14 protein-coding genes are annotated in these 18,122 nt (G+C 69.8%); 5 read left to right on the top strand and 9 right to left on the bottom strand.

Annotated elements, in window-relative coordinates:
• Nucleotides 1–34: 34 nt before the first annotated feature.
• Nucleotides 35–1,483 carry an N-acetylglucosamine/diacetylchitobiose ABC transporter substrate-binding protein gene (gene ngcE, locus PZB75_RS25630; protein WP_275537653.1) on the bottom strand — a complete coding sequence of 483 codons (1,449 nt, stop codon included), beginning with the start codon at nt 1,481–1,483 and terminating at the stop codon, nt 35–37.
• 1,108 nt (nt 1,484–2,591) lie between these two features.
• Here ngcE and PZB75_RS25625 point away from each other — a divergent pair.
• Nucleotides 2,592–3,497 carry a universal stress protein gene (locus PZB75_RS25625; RefSeq protein ID WP_275537652.1) on the top strand — a complete coding sequence of 302 codons (906 nt, stop codon included), beginning with the start codon at nt 2,592–2,594 and terminating at the stop codon, nt 3,495–3,497.
• A gap of 269 nt (nt 3,498–3,766) precedes the next feature.
• On the opposite strand, the gene PZB75_RS25620 is transcribed toward PZB75_RS25625, so the two are convergent.
• On the bottom strand, nt 3,767–4,258 hold the full coding sequence (locus tag PZB75_RS25620; protein ID WP_275537651.1) for a hypothetical protein: 492 nt from the start codon (nt 4,256–4,258) through the stop codon (nt 3,767–3,769).
• Between the two features lie 441 nt (nt 4,259–4,699).
• Nucleotides 4,700–7,429 (bottom strand): aconitate hydratase AcnA, encoded by a 2,730-nt coding sequence (gene acnA, locus PZB75_RS25615; RefSeq protein ID WP_275537650.1) that lies wholly within the window; start codon nt 7,427–7,429, stop codon nt 4,700–4,702.
• Nucleotides 7,430–7,861: 432 nt separating this feature from the next.
• On the opposite strand from acnA, the gene PZB75_RS25610 reads away from it, so the two are divergent.
• A complete protein-coding gene (locus PZB75_RS25610; protein WP_275537649.1) occupies nt 7,862–9,391 on the top strand; it encodes a UDP-N-acetylglucosamine 1-carboxyvinyltransferase in 1,530 nt (509 codons plus the stop codon).
• Between the two features lie 144 nt (nt 9,392–9,535).
• On the opposite strand, the gene PZB75_RS25605 is transcribed toward PZB75_RS25610, so the two are convergent.
• Nucleotides 9,536–10,162 (bottom strand): TetR/AcrR family transcriptional regulator, encoded by a 627-nt coding sequence (locus tag PZB75_RS25605; protein ID WP_275537648.1) that lies wholly within the window; start codon nt 10,160–10,162, stop codon nt 9,536–9,538.
• 31 nt (nt 10,163–10,193) lie between these two features.
• Between PZB75_RS25605 and PZB75_RS25600 the strand changes: the two genes are divergently transcribed.
• The 3 genes from PZB75_RS25600 to PZB75_RS25590 all read left to right on the top strand — a co-directional run bounded on the left by PZB75_RS25600 (nt 10,194) and on the right by PZB75_RS25590 (nt 12,181).
• On the top strand, nt 10,194–10,853 hold the full coding sequence (locus PZB75_RS25600) for a CatB-related O-acetyltransferase (RefSeq protein ID WP_275537647.1): 660 nt from the start codon (nt 10,194–10,196) through the stop codon (nt 10,851–10,853).
• Nucleotides 10,850–11,758, top strand: a complete 909-nt coding sequence (locus PZB75_RS25595) for a virginiamycin B lyase (protein ID WP_275537646.1) — start codon at nt 10,850–10,852, stop codon at nt 11,756–11,758. Before PZB75_RS25600 ends, PZB75_RS25595 begins: the two co-directional genes overlap by 4 nt.
• Nucleotides 11,759–11,926: 168 nt before the next feature.
• Nucleotides 11,927–12,181, top strand: a complete 255-nt coding sequence (locus PZB75_RS25590) for a YciI family protein (protein ID WP_343286283.1) — start codon at nt 11,927–11,929, stop codon at nt 12,179–12,181.
• Nucleotides 12,182–12,462: 281 nt separating this feature from the next.
• Here PZB75_RS25590 and PZB75_RS25585 read toward each other — a convergent pair whose 3' ends face one another.
• The 5 genes from PZB75_RS25585 to PZB75_RS25565 form a co-directional block, all read right to left on the bottom strand.
• Nucleotides 12,463–12,774: a hypothetical protein gene (locus PZB75_RS25585; protein ID WP_275537645.1), complete on the bottom strand. Its 312-nt coding sequence runs from the start codon at nt 12,772–12,774 to the stop codon at nt 12,463–12,465.
• 558 nt (nt 12,775–13,332) lie between these two features.
• The gene (locus PZB75_RS25580; protein WP_275537644.1) at nt 13,333–15,015 is read right to left on the bottom strand and encodes a GMC oxidoreductase; all 1,683 of its coding nucleotides are present in this window, start codon (nt 15,013–15,015) and stop codon (nt 13,333–13,335) included.
• Nucleotides 15,012–15,920 (bottom strand): alpha/beta fold hydrolase, encoded by a 909-nt coding sequence (locus tag PZB75_RS25575; protein ID WP_275537643.1) that lies wholly within the window; start codon nt 15,918–15,920, stop codon nt 15,012–15,014. The genes PZB75_RS25580 and PZB75_RS25575 overlap by 4 nt, the downstream gene beginning before the upstream one ends.
• A 99-nt stretch (nt 15,921–16,019) precedes the next feature.
• Complete coding sequence (locus tag PZB75_RS25570; RefSeq protein WP_275537642.1) at nt 16,020–16,613, bottom strand: maleylpyruvate isomerase family mycothiol-dependent enzyme; 594 nt, start codon at nt 16,611–16,613, stop codon at nt 16,020–16,022.
• Nucleotides 16,614–16,709: 96 nt separating this feature from the next.
• Entirely contained in the window at nt 16,710–18,098 is a 1,389-nt protein-coding gene (locus tag PZB75_RS25565) for a wax ester/triacylglycerol synthase domain-containing protein (RefSeq protein ID WP_275537641.1), read from the bottom strand.
• Between the last annotated feature and the right edge of the window lie 24 nt (nt 18,099–18,122).

Genomic DNA, 18,122 nt, shown 5'->3' with positions numbered 1-18,122 from the left:
TCTTTTCGCGGGTTCCGCCGCTGGTGACGGTTGCTCACTGGTGCTTGTAGTGCTTGATGGACTGGTCCTTGGCCGCGGCGTCCGCGTAGGCCTGGATCTTCTTGATGGTCTCCGCCGGGGTGGCGCGGCCGGCCATCATCTCGCCGAGGCCGGAGACACCGATCTGCTCCTTCTGGAGCTTCACGTACCAGTCCTGGAGGCGCGGGTTCACCACGTTGTCGCCGGCCTTCTTCAGCGCGTCGACACCGGCCTGCATGGCCGTGGACAGGGTCAGCCCGTCGGTGCCGCCGTTGTAGGCACTGAGCGACTTCACCTGCTTGGTGAAGTTCTTGGAGGACTCCTCGCTGAGCATGATGCGCAGCTGCTCCATGCCGCCCTCGGGGTTCTTCGCCTTGGCCGGGACGACGAAGGGCTCGCCGCCGGACGCCCAGATGGTGCCGAACGGCAGCTTGTCGGACGCGTCCAGGCTGGACGGCGCCGCGACCATCATCTTGAAGTCCTTGGGCGTGGTCGGCGCCGCCTCGTTCTCCACCCAGGAACCGTTGGGTATGAAGAGCGCCTTGCCCTTGGTCCACTCGGTCTGCGACTGGATGTGGGTCATGCCCGGGGTGCCCTTGAGGACGTACCCCTTCCGGTACAGCTCGTAGTACGCCTCCAACGCCGCCTTGACCGCGGGGTCCTTCCAGGCGTTCGGCTCAAGGTTGTCGATCTTGTCGAGAACCTCCCGGCCACCGATCTTGCCGATGAACGGGTAGAGCGAGAACGGCAGGTAGTACGGGTACTTCCCGGGGTAGGTCCAGCCCGCGATGCCCTTCTTCTTCGCCTTCTCGCACAGGGCGAGCATCTGGTCCCAGGTCTCGGGGTACTGCGCGTCGAGGTTGTCGAGCGCGGTCTGCGAGTACCAGACGCCGTAGACCGTGTACGCGTAGTACATGATCCACACGGGGTCGCCGTCGAACTGCCCCATCTCCAGGACACCGGGGCGCAGGGTGTCGCGGACCTTCTTGCTCGGGTCGTCGATGGACGGCGCGTTCATCAGCGGTGTCAGGTCGAGCAGCTGGTTCTTGCCGACCAGCACACCCATGTCCATCTGCTCGGCGCCCGAGTTGTCGATCAGGTCCGGCGGGGTGCCGCCGTTGAAGCGCGGCTGGAGCTGCGACTGGATCTTCTGGGTCGGGACGTGCTTGACCTTCGGAGCCTTCGGGAACGCCGCGTTGTACTTCTTCTCGGCGTCGATCGCGTACTGCTGACCGAAACCGCCGTCGAAGATCACGAACTCCAGCGGAGCCGTCTCGTTCACACCGAGCGGGTTGGTCTTGCTGGCCGTGCCCTTCTTGACCTTTTCGTCGCTGCCGCTGTCGCCACTCGCACAGGCCGACAGGAAGCTCATCGTCGGAACAGTGATCAGACCGAGTGCGGCAGACCGCTTGATCAGGTCACGACGGCCAAGGCCCTCATTCTTATGAGCGGAGGTGGAAGCCATGCTCAAGTCCTCGCCTTCTCCAGGACTCAGGCGGTGTACCGGTCACCCGTCGATATTCGCCTCAGGCGAAGGGGCCCCGCCACCGCGGTCAGTTGCGCTTGGGTCATGCGGATTCTCTTGCTTGCCATGTGCAGTGGGGGGTTGTCGGGAGACGGTACAGCGGATGCGGCCGTGGCGTCCCCCGGCCGCTCCGTCCCTCTTTGTCCGGGCCATGAGAAACGACTGGGCGGACGCCGACAGGTATAGTCCACTTCCCGCCAACTGAGCAAGATCGAAAGCCAGTTTGAGCGTGAGTCTTTCCCGAGTTGAGACCTCGCGGACACATCGGCACCGTATGCCCTGGTCAGCACGGGTGGGTTTTCGCAATACGGTTGTTTTTGCGGAAGTTCGAGGTCGACGGTCGTCGGGTCGCCTGGACGATCAACGCGGTGCGGACCCCCCGCGCACCGCCGGCCCGGACGGCTCCGCACGACTCATCGCGCGACTCCCGCCGTGGGTGCCGTGCGCCCGCCACCCGGTGTCCATGTACCGGGCACCCGCTTCCCGTGTGCCCACCATGCACTTCCCGTAGCGCAAGTGACCTGCGGGCGCGGCCGCCACCACACCGGCGCCGGACGACACCTCCGGAACAACTACCCATCGGTAGAGGGGCGTTCGACTTCCGTTCCGAGGCGGGTACGGAACCGGCCCCCGACCGGGCATGACCGGGCCCGAAGGGACGACACCGCAGGTGGCGGGGGCTCTCGACACATCGGTACGGGAATCAGGCACGGACGCGGGTCCTGTGGGCGCCGCGACCGGCCCACGCGTCTGAGCACGCCCGGCGTCCCCGGCGCACACGCGCCGGCCATGGACCCCAAGCGGAACGTCGCCCTTCGCTAAGGCAACGGCCCACCCGGTGCGAAGGCGCACGAGCCGTCCCCGACCCAAAGCCCTTCAAGATCCTTCAAGGACCTTCAAGGCCGAAGCAGCGGCGGACGACGACGAAGGACGGCAGCGGACAACGACGGGCCACGACCGCTCGAAGGGGGCCGACCGGCCCGATCGTGGCGGGACGGACACGTAAGGATGGGGGTGGCACAACGTTCGATCGATGGAGGTTCTGGTCATGACGCGTCCGGTCACGGTAGGGGTGGACGGCTCCCCCGAGAGTCTGTCCGCAGCCGAATGGGGGGCCAGGGAGGCGTCGCGCCGCGGCGCCCCGCTCCGACTCGTGCACGCCTGGGAATGGGAACCCTTCTCCGCCCCCTTCGATCTGCCGACGGGACTGGACCAGGACGCTCTCGCCCGGCAGGCGCACCGGACGCTGGCGGCCGTGGACGAGACGGTCGCCGGGCGTCACCCGGGACTGCCCGTGAGCCACGAGATCCTGGGCCGTCCCGCGGTCGAGGCGCTGGTGGCCGAGGCGGACTCCGCCGAACTGCTCGTCCTCGGATCGCGGGGATACGGGCCGGTGAGCGGATTCCTGCTCGGGTCCGTGGGCCAGCAGGTCATCGCGGAGGCCAGGCGTCCCGTGGTGGCCGTCCGGCCGGCCGTGCCCTCCGGCGACACCGCCGCCGAGGACGCGGCGGGGGTGCCCGGTGGCGAGATCGTGGTGGGTCAGCACGGTACGGGCGAGGACACCGATCCCGTGCTCGCCTTCGCCTTCGAGCAGGCCGCGGGCCGGGGCGTCGGCATCCGGGCGGTACGCGCCTGGAATCTGCCGCCGCTGTACGCGTACAACCCCAGCTCCTTGTTCCTGGCCGACGAGGCCGGTGTGCTGGCGCCTCTGGAGCGGAAGCGGCTGGGCGAGGCGCTGGCGCCCTGGCGGGCGAAGTACCCGGAGGTGCCGGTGACGGAACAGGTGGAGCTGGGCAGCGCCGCCGAGGTCCTGCTGTCGGCGTCCGGCCGGGCCCAGCTCGTCGTGGTCGGCCGCCGGGCGCGGCGCGGCGCGCTCGGCTCGCGCATCGGGTCCGTCGCCCACGCGACGCTGCACCATGTGCCGTGCCCGGTGGCGGTCGTTCCGCACAGCTGACGACGTCGCGGACACAGTCCGTGCCCCCGTGGGGCGTGGCACCCGTCCACCCCTCGCTCCGGCCGGTGGCCCCGCACGCCGCCGCCCCCGCCCCGGTGTCGGGGCGGGGGCGGGGTCGCGCGGGCCGGGTCGGTGGACGGCGTGGACTCGCGTGAGGGACACGCCACCGTCCGGCACCTGGCCCGCGCGGTGGGGCAGACCGGCGGGGTGTCGGCCGGCCCCACCGTCAGCGGTCGGCGGGTCGGTGCCCCGCCGCGCCGGGGTGCGGGTCAGTCACCGGTGTTGGTCGCCCAGACCGGCCGGTTGGAGCTGTTGTAGACGACGACGTTGCCGTCGTCCTGCACCGCGAGGTACGCCCCCTTGTGCCAGGTGCCGGCCGCCCAGACCGCCTTGCCCGCTCCGTCGTACACGACGAAGTTGCCGTCCTCCTGGAACACCGCGCAGTTGCCGCGGCTCCAGGCGTTGGGCGCCTGCCACGCCGCGCGGCCGTCCTTGTACAGGACGAAGTTGCCGTCCTCCTGCATGCGCAGGCTGGCCCGGCCGTTCCCCGACGTCCACGCCTGGTTCTGACAGATCGTCGCCCGCGGCCGGATGATGTTGTCGCGGCGTACGGCGACACCCGTCGGCGCCGTCAGGGTGTGCCCGGCCGAGGCGGTCGCCAGGCTGGGCGCCGCCGCTTGGGCACCGCCCGCCGCCAGGCCGCCGATCGCCAGCGCGGCCGACACCGCCGCGACGCACACAGAACTACGAAGCTTACGCACGGATCTCCCTAGGAACTCTGCTGAACTCGGCCCAGGAGCGGGCCTCCGTCGTTCTCCGGGAACAAATAAACGCCGCGTCGCGGTGCGCGTCCAGACGGTCACCGAATGTGACACTCCAATGAGCGATGGCCTGTTCCCCAAACCCCTCACATGGCGGGGCCGCTCTTCGCACGGCACCGGGTTGACCGCTCCGACCAGGCACGACACGGCTCTGCGGCGTCGTAGGGGCCGACCTCGAATCACCCACGCGAGTAGGGGGAGCGCTTCCCGCGCTCCGGCGCGCGCCGGGGGCCGTCCCGGCTCGGCCTCCGGCCGCCGGAGGGAGCGTCCGGGGGAACACCCCTCCCCGCCCCGGGCACGCCGAAGGGCCGCACCCCGGGTGAACGAATTCCCGGGGTGCGGCCCTTCACAGCCGTGGAAGCCCTCGGCGGGCCGTACGGCCTACTTGCGGATCAGGCTGCGCAGCACGTACTGCATGATGCCGCCGTTGCGGTAGTAGTCCGCCTCGCCGGGGGTGTCGATGCGGACGACCGCGTCGAACTCCACACCGGTGTCGGTGGTGACCTTGACCGTGCTCGGCGTGGTGCCGTCGTTCAGCTCGGTCACCCCGGAGAAGGAGAAGGTCTCCTCGCCGGTGAGGCCCAGCGTCTCGGCGGTCCGTCCCTCCGGGAACTGGAGCGGAAGGACACCCATGCCGATCAGGTTCGAGCGGTGGATGCGCTCGTACGACTCGGCGATGACGGCCTTGACGCCGAGGAGCGCGGTGCCCTTGGCGGCCCAGTCGCGGGACGAACCGGAGCCGTACTCCTTGCCCGCCAGGACGACGAGCGGGATGCCGGCGGCCTGGTAGTTCTGCGAGGCGTCGTAGATGTACGAGACCGGGGCGTCCGCCTGCGTGAAGTCGCGGGTGAAGCCGCCCTCCGTGCCGGGGGCGATCTGGTTGCGGAGGCGGATGTTCGCGAACGTGCCGCGGATCATGACCTCGTGGTTCCCCCGCCGCGAACCGTACGAGTTGAAGTCGCGGCGCTCGACGCCGTGCTCCGTCAGGTACGTACCGGCCGGGGTGTCGGCCTTGATCGCGCCGGCCGGGGAGATGTGGTCGGTGGTGACCGAGTCGCCCAGCTTGGCCAGAACACGGGCACCGGTGATGTCCTCGACCGGGCTCGTCTCCATCGTCATGCCCTCGAAGTACGGGGGCTTGCGGACGTAGGTGGACTGCGGGTCCCACTCGAAGGTGTTGCCGGTCGGGATCGACAGCGCCTGCCACTGGGCGTCGCCCGCGAAGACGTCCTGGTAGGACTTGTTGAACATGTCCTCGCCGATGGCGTTCGCCACGACGTCGTTGACCTCGGCCTCGGTGGGCCAGATGTCCTGGAGGTGGACCGGCTTGCCGTCCTGGTCGACGCCCAGGGCGTCCTTGGTGACGTCCACCTTCATCGAACCGGCGATGGCGTACGCGACGACCAGCGGCGGGGACGCCAGGTAGTTCATCTTGACGTCGGGGTTGATCCGGCCCTCGAAGTTGCGGTTGCCCGAGAGCACCGAGGTCACGGCCAGGTCGTTGTCGTTGACGGCCTTGGAGACCTCCTCCGGCAGCGGGCCGGAGTTGCCGATGCAGGTGGTGCAGCCGTAGCCGACGAGGTTGAAGCCGAGCTTGTCGAGGTACGGGGTCAGGCCCGCCTTGTCGAAGTAGTCGGTGACGACCTTCGAGCCGGGCGCCAGGGTGGTCTTCACCCACGGCTTGCGGGTCAGGCCCTTCTCGACCGCCTTCTTGGCCACGAGCGCGGCGGCGACCATGACGTACGGGTTCGAGGTGTTGGTGCAGGAGGTGATCGCGGCGACGGTGACGGCGCCGTGGTCGATCTGGTACGTCGAACCGTCGGGGGCCGTGACCGTGGCCGGGTTCGACGGGGCGCCGTTGCTGACCGCCGGGGCGTCGGAGGCCGGGAAGGACTCCTTGCCCGCCTCCATGTCGTCCACGACGTAGTTGCGGACGTCCTGGACGAACTGCCGCGAGGCGTTGGCGAGGACGATCCGGTCCTGCGGACGCTTCGGACCCGCGATGGAGGGCACCACCGTGGAGAGGTCGAGCTCCAGCCTCTCGGAGAAGTCGGGCTCCGCGGCCGGGTCGAGCCAGAGGCCCTGCTCCTTGGCGTACGCCTCGACGAGCGCGACCTGCTGCGCGTCACGGCCCGTCAGACGGAGGTACTTCAGGGTCTCGTCGTCGATCGGGAAGATCGCGGCGGTGGAACCGAACTCCGGCGACATGTTGCCGATGGTGGCGCGGTTCGCGAGGGAGGTCGCGCCGACGCCCTCACCGTAGAACTCGACGAACTTGCCGACGACGCCGTGCTTGCGCAGCATCTCGGTGATGGTCAGCACGAGGTCGGTGGCGGTGGTGCCGGCCGGCAGCTCGCCGGTCAGCTTGAAGCCGACGACGCGCGGGATGAGCATGGAGACCGGCTGGCCGAGCATCGCGGCCTCCGCCTCGATGCCGCCGACGCCCCAGCCCAGCACGCCCAGGCCGTTGACCATCGTGGTGTGCGAGTCGGTGCCGACGAGGGTGTCGGGGTACGCCTGGCCGCCTCGGACCATGACCGTGCGGGCCAGGTGCTCGATGTTGACCTGGTGGACGATGCCGGTGCCCGGGGGGACGACCTTGAACTCGTCGAAGGCGGTCTGGCCCCAGCGCAGGAACTGGTAACGCTCCCTGTTCCGGCCGTACTCCAGCTCGACGTTCTGCGCGAACGACTCGGAGGTGCCGAACTTGTCGGCGATGACGGAGTGGTCGATGACCAGCTCGGCCGGGGCGAGCGGGTTGATCTTCGCCGGGTCGCCGCCCAGCTCCTTCACGGCCTCACGCATGGTGGCGAGGTCCACGACGCACGGGACGCCGGTGAAGTCCTGCATGATCACGCGCGCCGGCGTGAACTGGATCTCCTGGCTCGGCTGGGCCTGGGAGTCCCAGCCGCCGACCGCCCGGATGTGGTCGGCGGTGATGTTCGCGCCGTCCTCGGTGCGCAGCAGGTTCTCCAGCAGCACCTTCAGGCTGTAAGGGAGGCGCGCGGAGCCCTCGACCTTGTCCAGCTTGAAGATCTCGTACGACTCGTCACCCACACGCAGTGTGCTGCGGGCGTCGAAGCTGTTCGCCGACACGACAGTCTCCTTCATCAATGTGCGCGTACTACCCGCACTGTGCCTCTTTGCGGCTGGCGCCGCGTATCGCCGCCACGGCCCTCGACCATCCGCTAGGGTAAGGATTAGTTAGGTAACCCTTACCGGGCTGGCGGCTGCGGTACGCCTCGGCAGATATCTCGATGTCGAGATAACTCTAGTACATGGCCGCCGTCCGGTCATGTCCGGATGCCTCTTGTGCGCCCATGAAGGTGAGACCCCGCGACCGGTCGGGACATCCATCCACCCGGACCGCACCCTCCGACGGACGCGCCCGACTCGCGCACACGGGCGACGCGGCGCACCATGGACGCATGCCCTTTCCCTGCCGGGGCACACGTATCGCGCGACGGCGCGACCCGTCGACTGCCACAGCCCACCGGCCGACCTCGCCAGACGAACATCTCATATCTGAGATAACCTGTCGTCATGTCAGACGACTACCTCGCACGCATCGGCAAACTCATTCGTGACGCCCGTCAGCACCGGGGCTGGACACAGAGTCAACTCGCCGACGCGCTCGCCACCAGCCAGAGCGCCGTCAATCGCATCGAACGCGGCAATCAGAACATCAGCCTTGAGATGATCGCGCGCATCGGTGAAGCGCTCGACAGTGAGATCGTGTCGCTCGGCTACGCCGGGCCCATGCATCTGAGAGTGGTCGGCGGACGTCGGCTCTCCGGTTCCATCGACGTCAAGACGAGCAAGAACGCCTGTGTCGCGCTCCTCTGCGCCTCACTGCTCAACAAGGGCCGTACGGTGCTGCGCCGGGTCGCCCGCATCGAAGAGGTCTACCGCCTCCTGGAAGTGCTGAACTCCATCGGCGTACGGGCCCGTTGGATCAACGACGGCACGGACCTGGAGATCGTCCCGCCGGTCCGTCTGGACATGGACGCCATCGACGCGGAGGCGGCGCGCAGGACGCGCAGCATCATCATGTTCCTGGGCCCGCTGGTGCACCGCCTGGACCAGTTCAAACTGCCGTACGCGGGCGGCTGCGACCTCGGTACGCGCACCATCGAGCCGCACATGATCGCGCTGCGCAGGTTCGGCCTGGAGATCGCGGCGACCGAAGGGCTCTACCACGCCCAGGTCGACCACACGGTGTCCCCGGACCGCCCGATCGTGCTGACCGAGCGCGGCGACACCGTCACCGAGAACGCGCTGCTGGCCGCCGCCCGGCACGACGGCACCACCGTCATCCGCAACGCGTCCTCCAACTACATGGTCCAGGACCTCTGCTTCTTCCTGGAGGCGCTGGGCGTACGGGTGGACGGCATCGGCACCACCACACTGACCGTGCACGGTGTGCCGCAGATCGATGTGGACGTCGACTACTCCCCCTCCGAGGACCCGGTCGAGGCGATGAGCCTGCTCGCCGCCGCCGTGGTCACCGAGTCGGAGCTGACGATCCGCCGGGTGCCGATCGAGTTCCTGGAGATCGAACTGGCGGTGCTGGAGGAGATGGGCGTCGACTGCGACCGCACCGTCGAGTACGCCGCCGACAACGGCCGCACCCGGCTGGTCGACCTGACGGTGCGCCCCTCCAAACTGGAGGCGCCGATCGACAAGATCCACCCGATGCCGTTCCCGGGCCTCAACATCGACAACGTGCCGTTCTTCGCGGCGATCGCCGCGTCCGCGCACGGCAAGACCCTGATCCACGACTGGGTCTATGACAACCGCGCCATCTATCTGACCGACCTCAACCGACTGGGCGGCAGACTGCAACTCCTCGACCCGCACCGGGTCCTGGTGGAGGGTCCCACCCGCTGGCGCGCGGCCGAGATGATGTGCCCGCCCGCCCTGCGGCCGGCCGTGGTGGTGCTCCTGGCGATGATGGCGGCCGAGGGGACCTCCGTACTGCGCAACGTGTACGTGATCAACCGCGGTTACGAGGACCTGGCGGAGCGGCTCAACACGGTGGGGGCGCAGATCGAGACCTTCCGGGACATTTGATGTGAGGAGGTCACAGCGCCCCTCCCTGCCCCGTCACTTGGCGGGGCAGGGAGGGGCGCTGCGGCACCTCCAGGACTTCTCCGGGACTTCTGGCGCCGCGGTGGGCTACGAGCCGCGCTCCACAAGCTCGCCGACCGGCCGCGGCTACGCGAAGCGGAGCCCTGGCACCGCGGCCGAGGGCTGATCCCGGGGGCCGGGTTGGGGTCGCAGCAGTCGGTCGACCAGCCCGTCGACGTAATCCGGGGTGAGCGGGACCATGCCGAACAGGACACGGATATACATCGGGGCCAGGATGTGGTCCAGCACGTCGAGCGCGTCGGGTGCGTGCTCGCCCCGGTCGCGGGCGCGATCGAGCATGGACCGCAGTTGCCGGGTGCGTTCGGCGCGGAGGTCGGCACTGGCTTGCAGGCCCTGCTGGCCGCTGCCCGACAGGGCGACGGCCAGGTGCAGCACCGCCGGGCCGTCGGGTCCGGTGATCTCGCGGGCCACCTGGGCCGCGTAGGTGCGCAGGTCGCCGGCGAGGCTCCCGGTGTCGGGCATCGGCGACTGCGCGTTGAGGCGGGTGAGCGCCACGTCGGTGAGCAGGGTTTCCAGGCTGCCCCAGCGGCGGTAGACGCTGCTGTCCGCCACGCCCGCGCGGGCCGCGATCTCGCCGACGGTGAAGTTGCCGTAGCCGCGCTCGCCGATCAGGTCGGTGACCGCCTGATGCACCTGCGTGCCGACGCGGGCACTGCGCCCCCCGGGCCGCCGGGCTCCCTGTCGCTCGTTCATGCCCCCACCTTAACGCAGCAGAGACTTGCGTTTGCGGGGTGGGCCCCCGACCACCGCGCACCCGCTGCCCGCCCGTGAGCGCGTGGTGTTCCTCAGTCCGCTGGTCACCTCACCGAACATAGCCGTGGGCGAGTACACGTACTACGACGACCCGGACGGCGCCGCGGACTTCGAGGACCGCAACGTCCTCCACGCCTACGGGCCGGAGCGTCTCGTCATCGGCGAGTACTGCGCGATCGCCTCGGGAACCACGTTCCTGATGGCCGGCGCCGAGCATCCGACGATGGGGGTGCCGACGTACCCGTTCACCATGTTCGGCGGCCGGTGGGCCGAGCGGACGCTGGACATCGTCACCGGCATGCCGAGCCGCGGCGACACGGTCGTCGGCAACGACGTCCGGTTCGGGTATCGGGCGACCGTCATGCCGGGTGTACGGATCGGCGACGGCGCCGTCATCGCGGCCGGCGCCGTGGTCACCGCCGACGTCCCGCCCTGCACTGTCGTCGGCGGCAATCCGGCCAGGCCGATCGGGCAGCGCTTCGACGACGCCGATGTCGAGCTGCTGCGGCGCGCCGCCTGGTGGGACTGGCCCGCCGACCTGGTCACCGAACACGCCCGCACCATCATGGCCGGAACCCCGGCCGACATCGAACGCATCGCCACCAAGCACGGACGGGGGAAGTCCCTTTGAACCACGCGACGCCGACATCCGTCGAAGAGCACACGGTGGCCGACCACGCGGCCGGACCCTACGCCCTCACCACGGGACCGGACGGCGCCCTGTGGTTCACCCTCGTCCACAGCGGCCGGATCGGCCGCCTCGTCCCCGGCGAGGAGCCGACGAGCCACCGACTCGCTCCCGGCAGCGGGCCGACCGTCATCACACCGGGCCCCGACGGCGCACTGTGGTTCACCGAATACCGGGCGGACCGCATCGGGCGCATCACCACCGACGGCGTGATCGACGAGTTCGAGGTGCCCGGCTCCGGTTGCGGTCCGTTCGGGATCGCGGCGGGCCCCGACGGTGCGCTGTGGTTCACCGAGACCGCCGCCGACCGCGTCGGCCGCATCACCGTCGACGGTCACCTCACCCGGTTTCCGCTGCCCGTCACCGGCGCGTTCCCCTCGGCGATCACCGCCGGCAGCGACGGCGGCATGTGGTTCACCCTGAACCAGGCCAACGCCATCGGGCGGATCGGCATGGACAGTGCGGTCACTCTCCACCCCCTGCCCACCGAGGCGGCGGCGCCGGTCGGGATCGCCGCAGGCCAGGACGGAGCGGTCCGGTTCGTCGAGATCGCCGCCGGTCAGATCGGCCGGATCACTCCCGACGGGCGGATCACCGAGTTTCCGCTGCCGGATCGCACAGCCCGGCCGCACGGCGTCACCGTCGACGGGCGGGGCAGCGCATGGTTCACCGAATGGGGCGGCAACCGCGTCGGCAGGGTCACCCCCGACGGCTCCATCACCGTCCACGACCTGCCCACCCCCCACTCCGAACCGCACGGCATCACCGTCGGTCCCGACGGCGCCCTGTGGACCGCGCTGGAGATCGGCTCACTCGCCCGCATCGCCCCGCCGGACAGCCCCACCTGAACAAGCCACCCGCCACCCACGCCGTCAGCAGTGGTCGCCCGTACGGCGGCCGGAGAGGAAGTCCCACGAAATACGCACTCGTGATCTTCGAGACGGACGAGTCGCGCCGCCGGTTCCAGGCCGACCGGGCCGCGTACCGCAAGGAGCACGAAGGAGTACGAGGGCTGGATCGGTGGCCTCGCCACGGCCGGGAAACTGGTCGGTGGCGACGCTCTGGAGACCGAGCACACCGCTCCCGCGACCGTGCGCACTGCGGCAGACGGGACGTCAACGGTGACCGACGGGCCCGCGCACACCGGCGATGAGACCCTCGGCGGCTGGTTCATCGTCGAGGTGGCCGACCGGGCGGAAGCCCTCGAACTGGCCAAGAGCCTCCCCACCCCGGAGACCGTCGAGGTCCGCCCGGTCCTCGAATCCGCCTGACCGACGCCGGGAAGCGGCCCGACGGCGCGGAGCCCGGCGTTCGTCGAGCGATCGCGGACACGCCGCCTCCCGGTCTCGCGGATCTTGAGCTTCAGCGACTCAGGACCCGAGGCGAAAGGCGGCGTGTCTCACGCGTCAGGGCCTGCCGGACACCCGTACACGTGGCGGAAGAACCGTTGTCCCGGCATGCTCTGCGGGCCGGGACCGCGCGGGTGCGGCCCCCCGCGGGCCCTACGCGGGGCTTGCTCGCCGCGGGTGCGGCGGAGCAGCCGTCGTCGTCATCAGTCGGTGCGGTCGACCCAGACGTTGACGATGTACTGCGAGCCCCACGGGTTGGAGGCGACGGACTTCTGGCCGACCGGGGCCCAGTCACCCAGGATGATCCTCTGCGGAAGCCTCGGGTCGAGGGCGTTCAGCACCATGTGTATCCGGTGGTAACCGGTCCCGGTGGTGCAGAGGCTGGAGACGGGGTTCGAGGTGGAGATGGTGCAGTTGCCGGGCGCTGCCTGGGCGGGAGCGGCTACGGCCAGCATCGTTCCGGCCGCGGCCGCCGCGAGGGCGGCAGCACCGATCGCACGTCTTTTTCTGCGCATGGATTCTCCTTGGTCCGGTGACGAGGGAACTCGGTCCGAGCCGTCTTCCGACGGCTCGGTGGTGCATGCGGAGCAGTGGTGCGGCATCGTTCCGGCTTCGGCGGACGGGTACCCGCGGTGGCCGAGAATGCTCCTCTCACAGATGTGACGGAACACCATCGGAAGGGGCGAGACGACGAAAGACCGGCGAATGCGTAAAGAATCTTGCCCAGGCGCGCCGGTCCTGACAAGACCTTGGTCAGGTTTGGTACAGACCAATCTGAAAACAGGCCCGCACCTGTACTCATCGGCGAAACGGAGTCTCCGGCGGCGCCAACAGGCCCTTTTTCCCTGCGCCTTGATCCGTCCCACCGGATGCCGTCGCGACCCGCGGCCACAGGATCACATCCGGCCACCACTCGGGCGTGGTGCAATCCGGTGGCTCAGGTGGCGATTTCAGAGTTGAGCGGGCACGCGGTCTCCGGACGTCCGTGCCGAAGCGGCCCGTTCCGTCTCTTCGACGGGGCCTTCGAGGCCGTGGAAATGACGGACTCCACAGGGCAGGCGATCCGGGCTGTCTCAGGGCGCGTTGAAGTCTGTGACGATGTGGTCGAGGCACCGTTCGACCACCGCCGCGATGGTCAGCGCCGGATTGACGGCGGCCGTGGAGCCGGGCATGAGCGCGCCGTCGAGGCAGTACAGGCCGCGGTAGCCGCGCAGTCTGCCGTAGGCGTCGGTGCTCTTGCCCAGTACGACACCGCCGACGGGGTGCGCGGCGACGGGATGGGTCTGCCGGTCGGCCGACACCACGCCGCCGCCCGGCATATGACGTGCGACGTGGCGCACAAGGCTGTCGACCGCGTGCCGGGAACTCGCGTCGTACTCGGCCTTCCAGTGCAGTCCGGCCTTGCCGTCGGCTGCAAGCGTCCATTGCCCGAAACGGTCGGAGATACCCATCCCGAGACAGACGAGGAGTCCTGGGCCCACGGGGAAGGGCATGGGTGAGTGCATCACACCGGCGGTGCCGTCGAGGTTGCGTACGAGAACCGCCGGGGGGCCGCCCTGTGGTGGGCCGAGCGGTATCGGAGCCGTACGGACCAGGGTCAGATGGTCTCCGTTGGTTCCCCATCCCTTGCCGATGGATTCGTGCAGCCGTGGCAGGGCACCGGTCTCGCGCGCGGTCAGCAGGATGCGCGGTGTGTGGGCCCCCGCCGCGAGGATCAGTTTGTCGCACACGAACACCAGTCGCTCGACGGTGGTCCCCTGCTGGTCCAGGCGTTCGGCGAGCACGCGATAGCGGCCCCCGGGGTCCTGCGACACATGGGTCACCCGGTGGAGCGCCCGCACCTTCGTCCTGCCGGTCGCTTCGGCCCGCGCCAGGTAGGTGCGGTCCACGCTCATCTTCGCGCCGCTGTTGCAGCCGGTGAAGTGGTACTGGCCGATCACCGCGGACGCCTTCTCGGTGCCGTCGAGTTCGCCTCGGACGATGTCGAAGTCGAAGTTGCTCACGATGGTCTCGGCCGGGAGCCCGGACCTCTTCGCCGCGACACTCCACAGGCGGTTCGAACGATACGGCTCCCGGGCGAGCAGGTCGTCGGGGAACGGTGCGGCCACCAGGCGCTCGCGTGCCCGGGGATAGTAGACGCGGTCGAGTTCGTCGTAGTCCAGTTCGGTGGGGAACAACCGCCGGAAGGGTCCGGGGCGGGGCTGGGCGAGCACACCCCCGTAGACCAGCGTCCCCCCGCCGACTCCGACGCCGCTGAGGACCACGACGCCGTCCTGGGTCATCACGTCCAGCAGTCCGGTCGAACGGGGCAACGCGGCCGAGAGTGCGTGGCGCAGCAGGGACAGCAGAGGTGTGCGGGCCGGCGGCAGGGGGGTGGAATCGTCGTCCAGCCACACCAGTCGGCTGTCGGGGCGGGGAAACGCGGGAAAGGTGTTCCCGGCGGGTGTGACGGGCCAGCGCCGGCCTCGTTCGAGGACCACGTTGTCCACTCCGGCCTCGGCCAGCCGGAAAGCCGCGATGCTCCCGCCCACGCCCGAACCGATGATGACGACCCTGTGCCGTTCCTCGCGGTCGGCCTCCGCGCCGCCGGTGAGTACGGACGCGCCGACCCGGCCGGGGCCCGACGCGCCGGGCGGTCCGTACGTCCGGGTCGCCGGTGTGTCCGGTCCGTCCGGCACGTCCGGTGCGTGCGGCACGTCACGTACGTCAGGTGCGTCGTGAGCCTGCGTCCCGTCGTCCAGGGTGTCGTCGTTCATGGACGTCCTCCCCCGTCGGTGTTCCTGTCGCCGTTCGGCGGTATGAGTTCCAGGTCGTCGCGGACGAAGGGCCCGAGCGCATCCATGAACTCCTCGTGGCTGTCGAGGTACGAGACGTGCCCGGCCCCCGCCAGGGCGGCGAAGCGGCCTCTCGGCAGACGGCGTGCCGCCGCCCGTCCCTGCCACACGGGGAAGAGCTGGTCGGAACACCCCCAGACCACCAGGGTCGGCACGTCGATCTCGTCGAGGCGGTCGATCACGATGACGCTCTCGCGCTGGCCGGTGATGCCGCCGCACTCCCTGAACACCTTCAGCGACGTGCGCAGTGTCTGTCGTGACCGGGCCAGCCGGAACTGGGCCGCCCACGTCCTCGTGGGAATGCGCCACGGCTGGCGCAGGAGCAGGTTGCTCGAAACGGTGAACGCGGCGGCCCCGCCGGGGAGCGAGACGAAGGCGGAGGCCAGGTCGGCCGCGCGCGTCGGCAGCAGGGCCAGCGCGATGGCCACGGGGTGGACCGCCCGGCCGAGGCCACAGGCGTCGATCAGCGTCAGCCTGCTGACGAGATGTGGGTACCGCAGGGCCAGTTCGGCCATCACGAGGCCGCCGTAGGAGTGACCCACCGCGATGACGGAACCCACCTCCAGGACGTCGAGGAAGTCGGCGACGAACGTCGCCATCGCGTGGGGGCGGACGTCCCGCTGCGGGCTCGTACCGTCCAGCCCTGGCAACGACAGTGAGATGACCCGGTGCGTCAGGGCGAGTTCACGCATGACCGGGAACCAGCCTTGGGTGTCGGAGGCGATACCGGGCACCAGCAGGACCACCGGGCCCTCTCCGACCTCGTAGAAGAGGGTGGAGACGCCTCTCACCAGGACTCGCCGCTTGGTCGGCTCGAAGTCGATCACGGTGTTCCTCCTCGAACTCGGACTGTGCGGGACGGGTGCCCGACCGGCGCTCTCGCCGCTCGGGGCTTCTGGGGCGGGGACAAGGCCCTCCGGCACGGGTCAGTTGAAGACCAGCTCGTCCGACACCGAATCCCGTCCGGCGAGCCACAGCCCCAGAGCCTCTCTGGTGCCGCGGACCTCGGGCACGCACCCTGAACGAGTTCCGATCGGGGGGTAGCCGTCCGTCGGGACCACCCGGTACCTGAGGACCCTCACGTTCGTCCTCAGGCTCAGCAGCGCTCCGTCCCAGAGGATGAACGTGGGTACGGAGGCCGGGAGGTCCCTGCTCAGTCCGAGGCCGCGCACGATGTCCTGATGGTGGATCGCGAGGTCCCCCAGGGTGACCACGGCGCCGACCCGGCTGGTCAGGGACGGCTGTGCCGCCCAGATTCGGGCCCTCGCCATCAGGCGGCTCCGCGGCGACCGGCGGGCCCGCTCGACCTGTCTCCTGTTGGCGCTCTGGAGGAACGGTCCGTAGGGAAGGTAGGTCGCCGCGAAACCGTCCACGGACAGGAGATGCCCGAGGATGTCCCGTGGGGACCACTCGGAGCACAACGTGCGCCCGGAGTCGAATGCCTCGTCCGACAACTGATCCAGTGTGACGATCAGACGGCGCCTCTCGGCGCGCAGTTCCTGTTCGAGGGGGAATCCCACTGTCGCGGCCTCCTGTCAGCTCGTCGGTCCGAGGGGTTGTTCCGGGGCTCCGGGCCGCGCCGCGGCGCGGATGCCTTGCGCCGGGGGGCGGGCGGATCAGCCGGTGATCATTTCGTGGAGGCTCTGTTCCAGGCAGTGGTGGAAGAGACCCGTGTCCGTGACGGCGGCGGGGTCGAGATTGGTCCCGATGGCGCACGTGCCGTCGTGCGAGGCCATCGTCACGTTGGCCGCGGCCCCACCTCTGGGGGCCCAGGCCACCGCGTTCGTCACGTGCGCGCCCGCGGCGTAGGTGGGGCGGGAGAACCCGGGAACGCTGGTGACCACGAGGTCGACCCCGCTGCGCAGCACAGGCGGGACGGCCCACCGGTGGACCATTCCCGGGACCCATGAGCCGAGGTCGGCCAGAGTGGTGCAGACCTCCCGGAGAAGCACGTTACGAGCGTCGGTGATCGCGCGGTGCACGGCCGCCATGCGGGCAGGCGCCGACATGTCGCCGACCGGTCCGGCGATGCGCACCGAGGCGATGATGTTGCCCGCACCTGTCTCGAAGGGTTGGCGTATGTTCACCGGCACCAGGGTCGGCACACTTCCGTGGTGCACCCCGTGGTACTCGTGGTAGCGGTGGAACGCGCCCAGTACCGCCGAGATGTAGGCCGATGTCACCGACACGTCCGCGCCCCTGCCCGCGGCCTTCAGATCCGTCAGGGGAACGCTGACCATGCCGTAGCGGCTCGCGGAGCTGCGCCCGCGAAGGAGCGGTGACGGCGCGACGGGCCGGAGCAACTGCGCGGCGGCCCGGCCCGCGATCCGGGCTCGGGCCCCGGCGGCGTTCGGCGTTGTCAGCCATCGGACGGTCTCCCGGAGAACCGCTCTCGTGCCGGCGGCGACGCCGTGGGCCGCCGAGGTCAGGGGCGGGCGCCCGACGGGGGCCGTTCGCCGGTCGACGCGTTCGTCGGGGCGCCGCGGGCCGTCGGGGAGGCCGGCCGGCGCGGCGTCGGGAAGCAGTCTGTTCATGACCGAGACGATGGTGACCGCGTCACCGATGCTGTGGTGCCACTTGAGGAGAATCGCGGCCCGGTCCTCGCCGTGGCCCTCGACCAGCGTGGCTTCCCAGGGCGGGTGCAAGGGGTCGAAGTCCGTGCTGTTGCGCCACTCGACGAGGTCGAGGAGGTCGCGCAGACCCCCCGGGTCGGGCAGGCGCATCCGGTGGACGTGCCGGGTGAGGCGGAAGTGCGGGTCCGGTGCCCAGGCCGGGGTTCCGGCGCGTACGGTTGTGTCGACCACCCGGTGGGTGAGCCGGGGCAGTCTTCCGACGATCCACCGGCAGCCGTCGAGGAAGGTGTTCCAGTCCGGTTCCGCGTCGAGGAACCAGAGCCAGGTGACGTGCGGCCGGGTCAGGGGTGTCGCCCCGATGCGCCAGAAGAACGTGTCCGTACCGTTCATCGGGCCGGGTGCGGACCACCCTCCGATCGTCCATCCGTGCATGGTCGCTCCTCGTGGGGTGGTGCC

The organism is Streptomyces sp. AM 4-1-1, from assembly GCF_029167625.1.
Lineage (GTDB): Bacteria > Actinomycetota > Actinomycetes > Streptomycetales > Streptomycetaceae > Streptomyces.
Note: the sequence above shows the minus strand (reverse complement) of the source record. Positions and strands in the feature narration are given on the sequence as shown.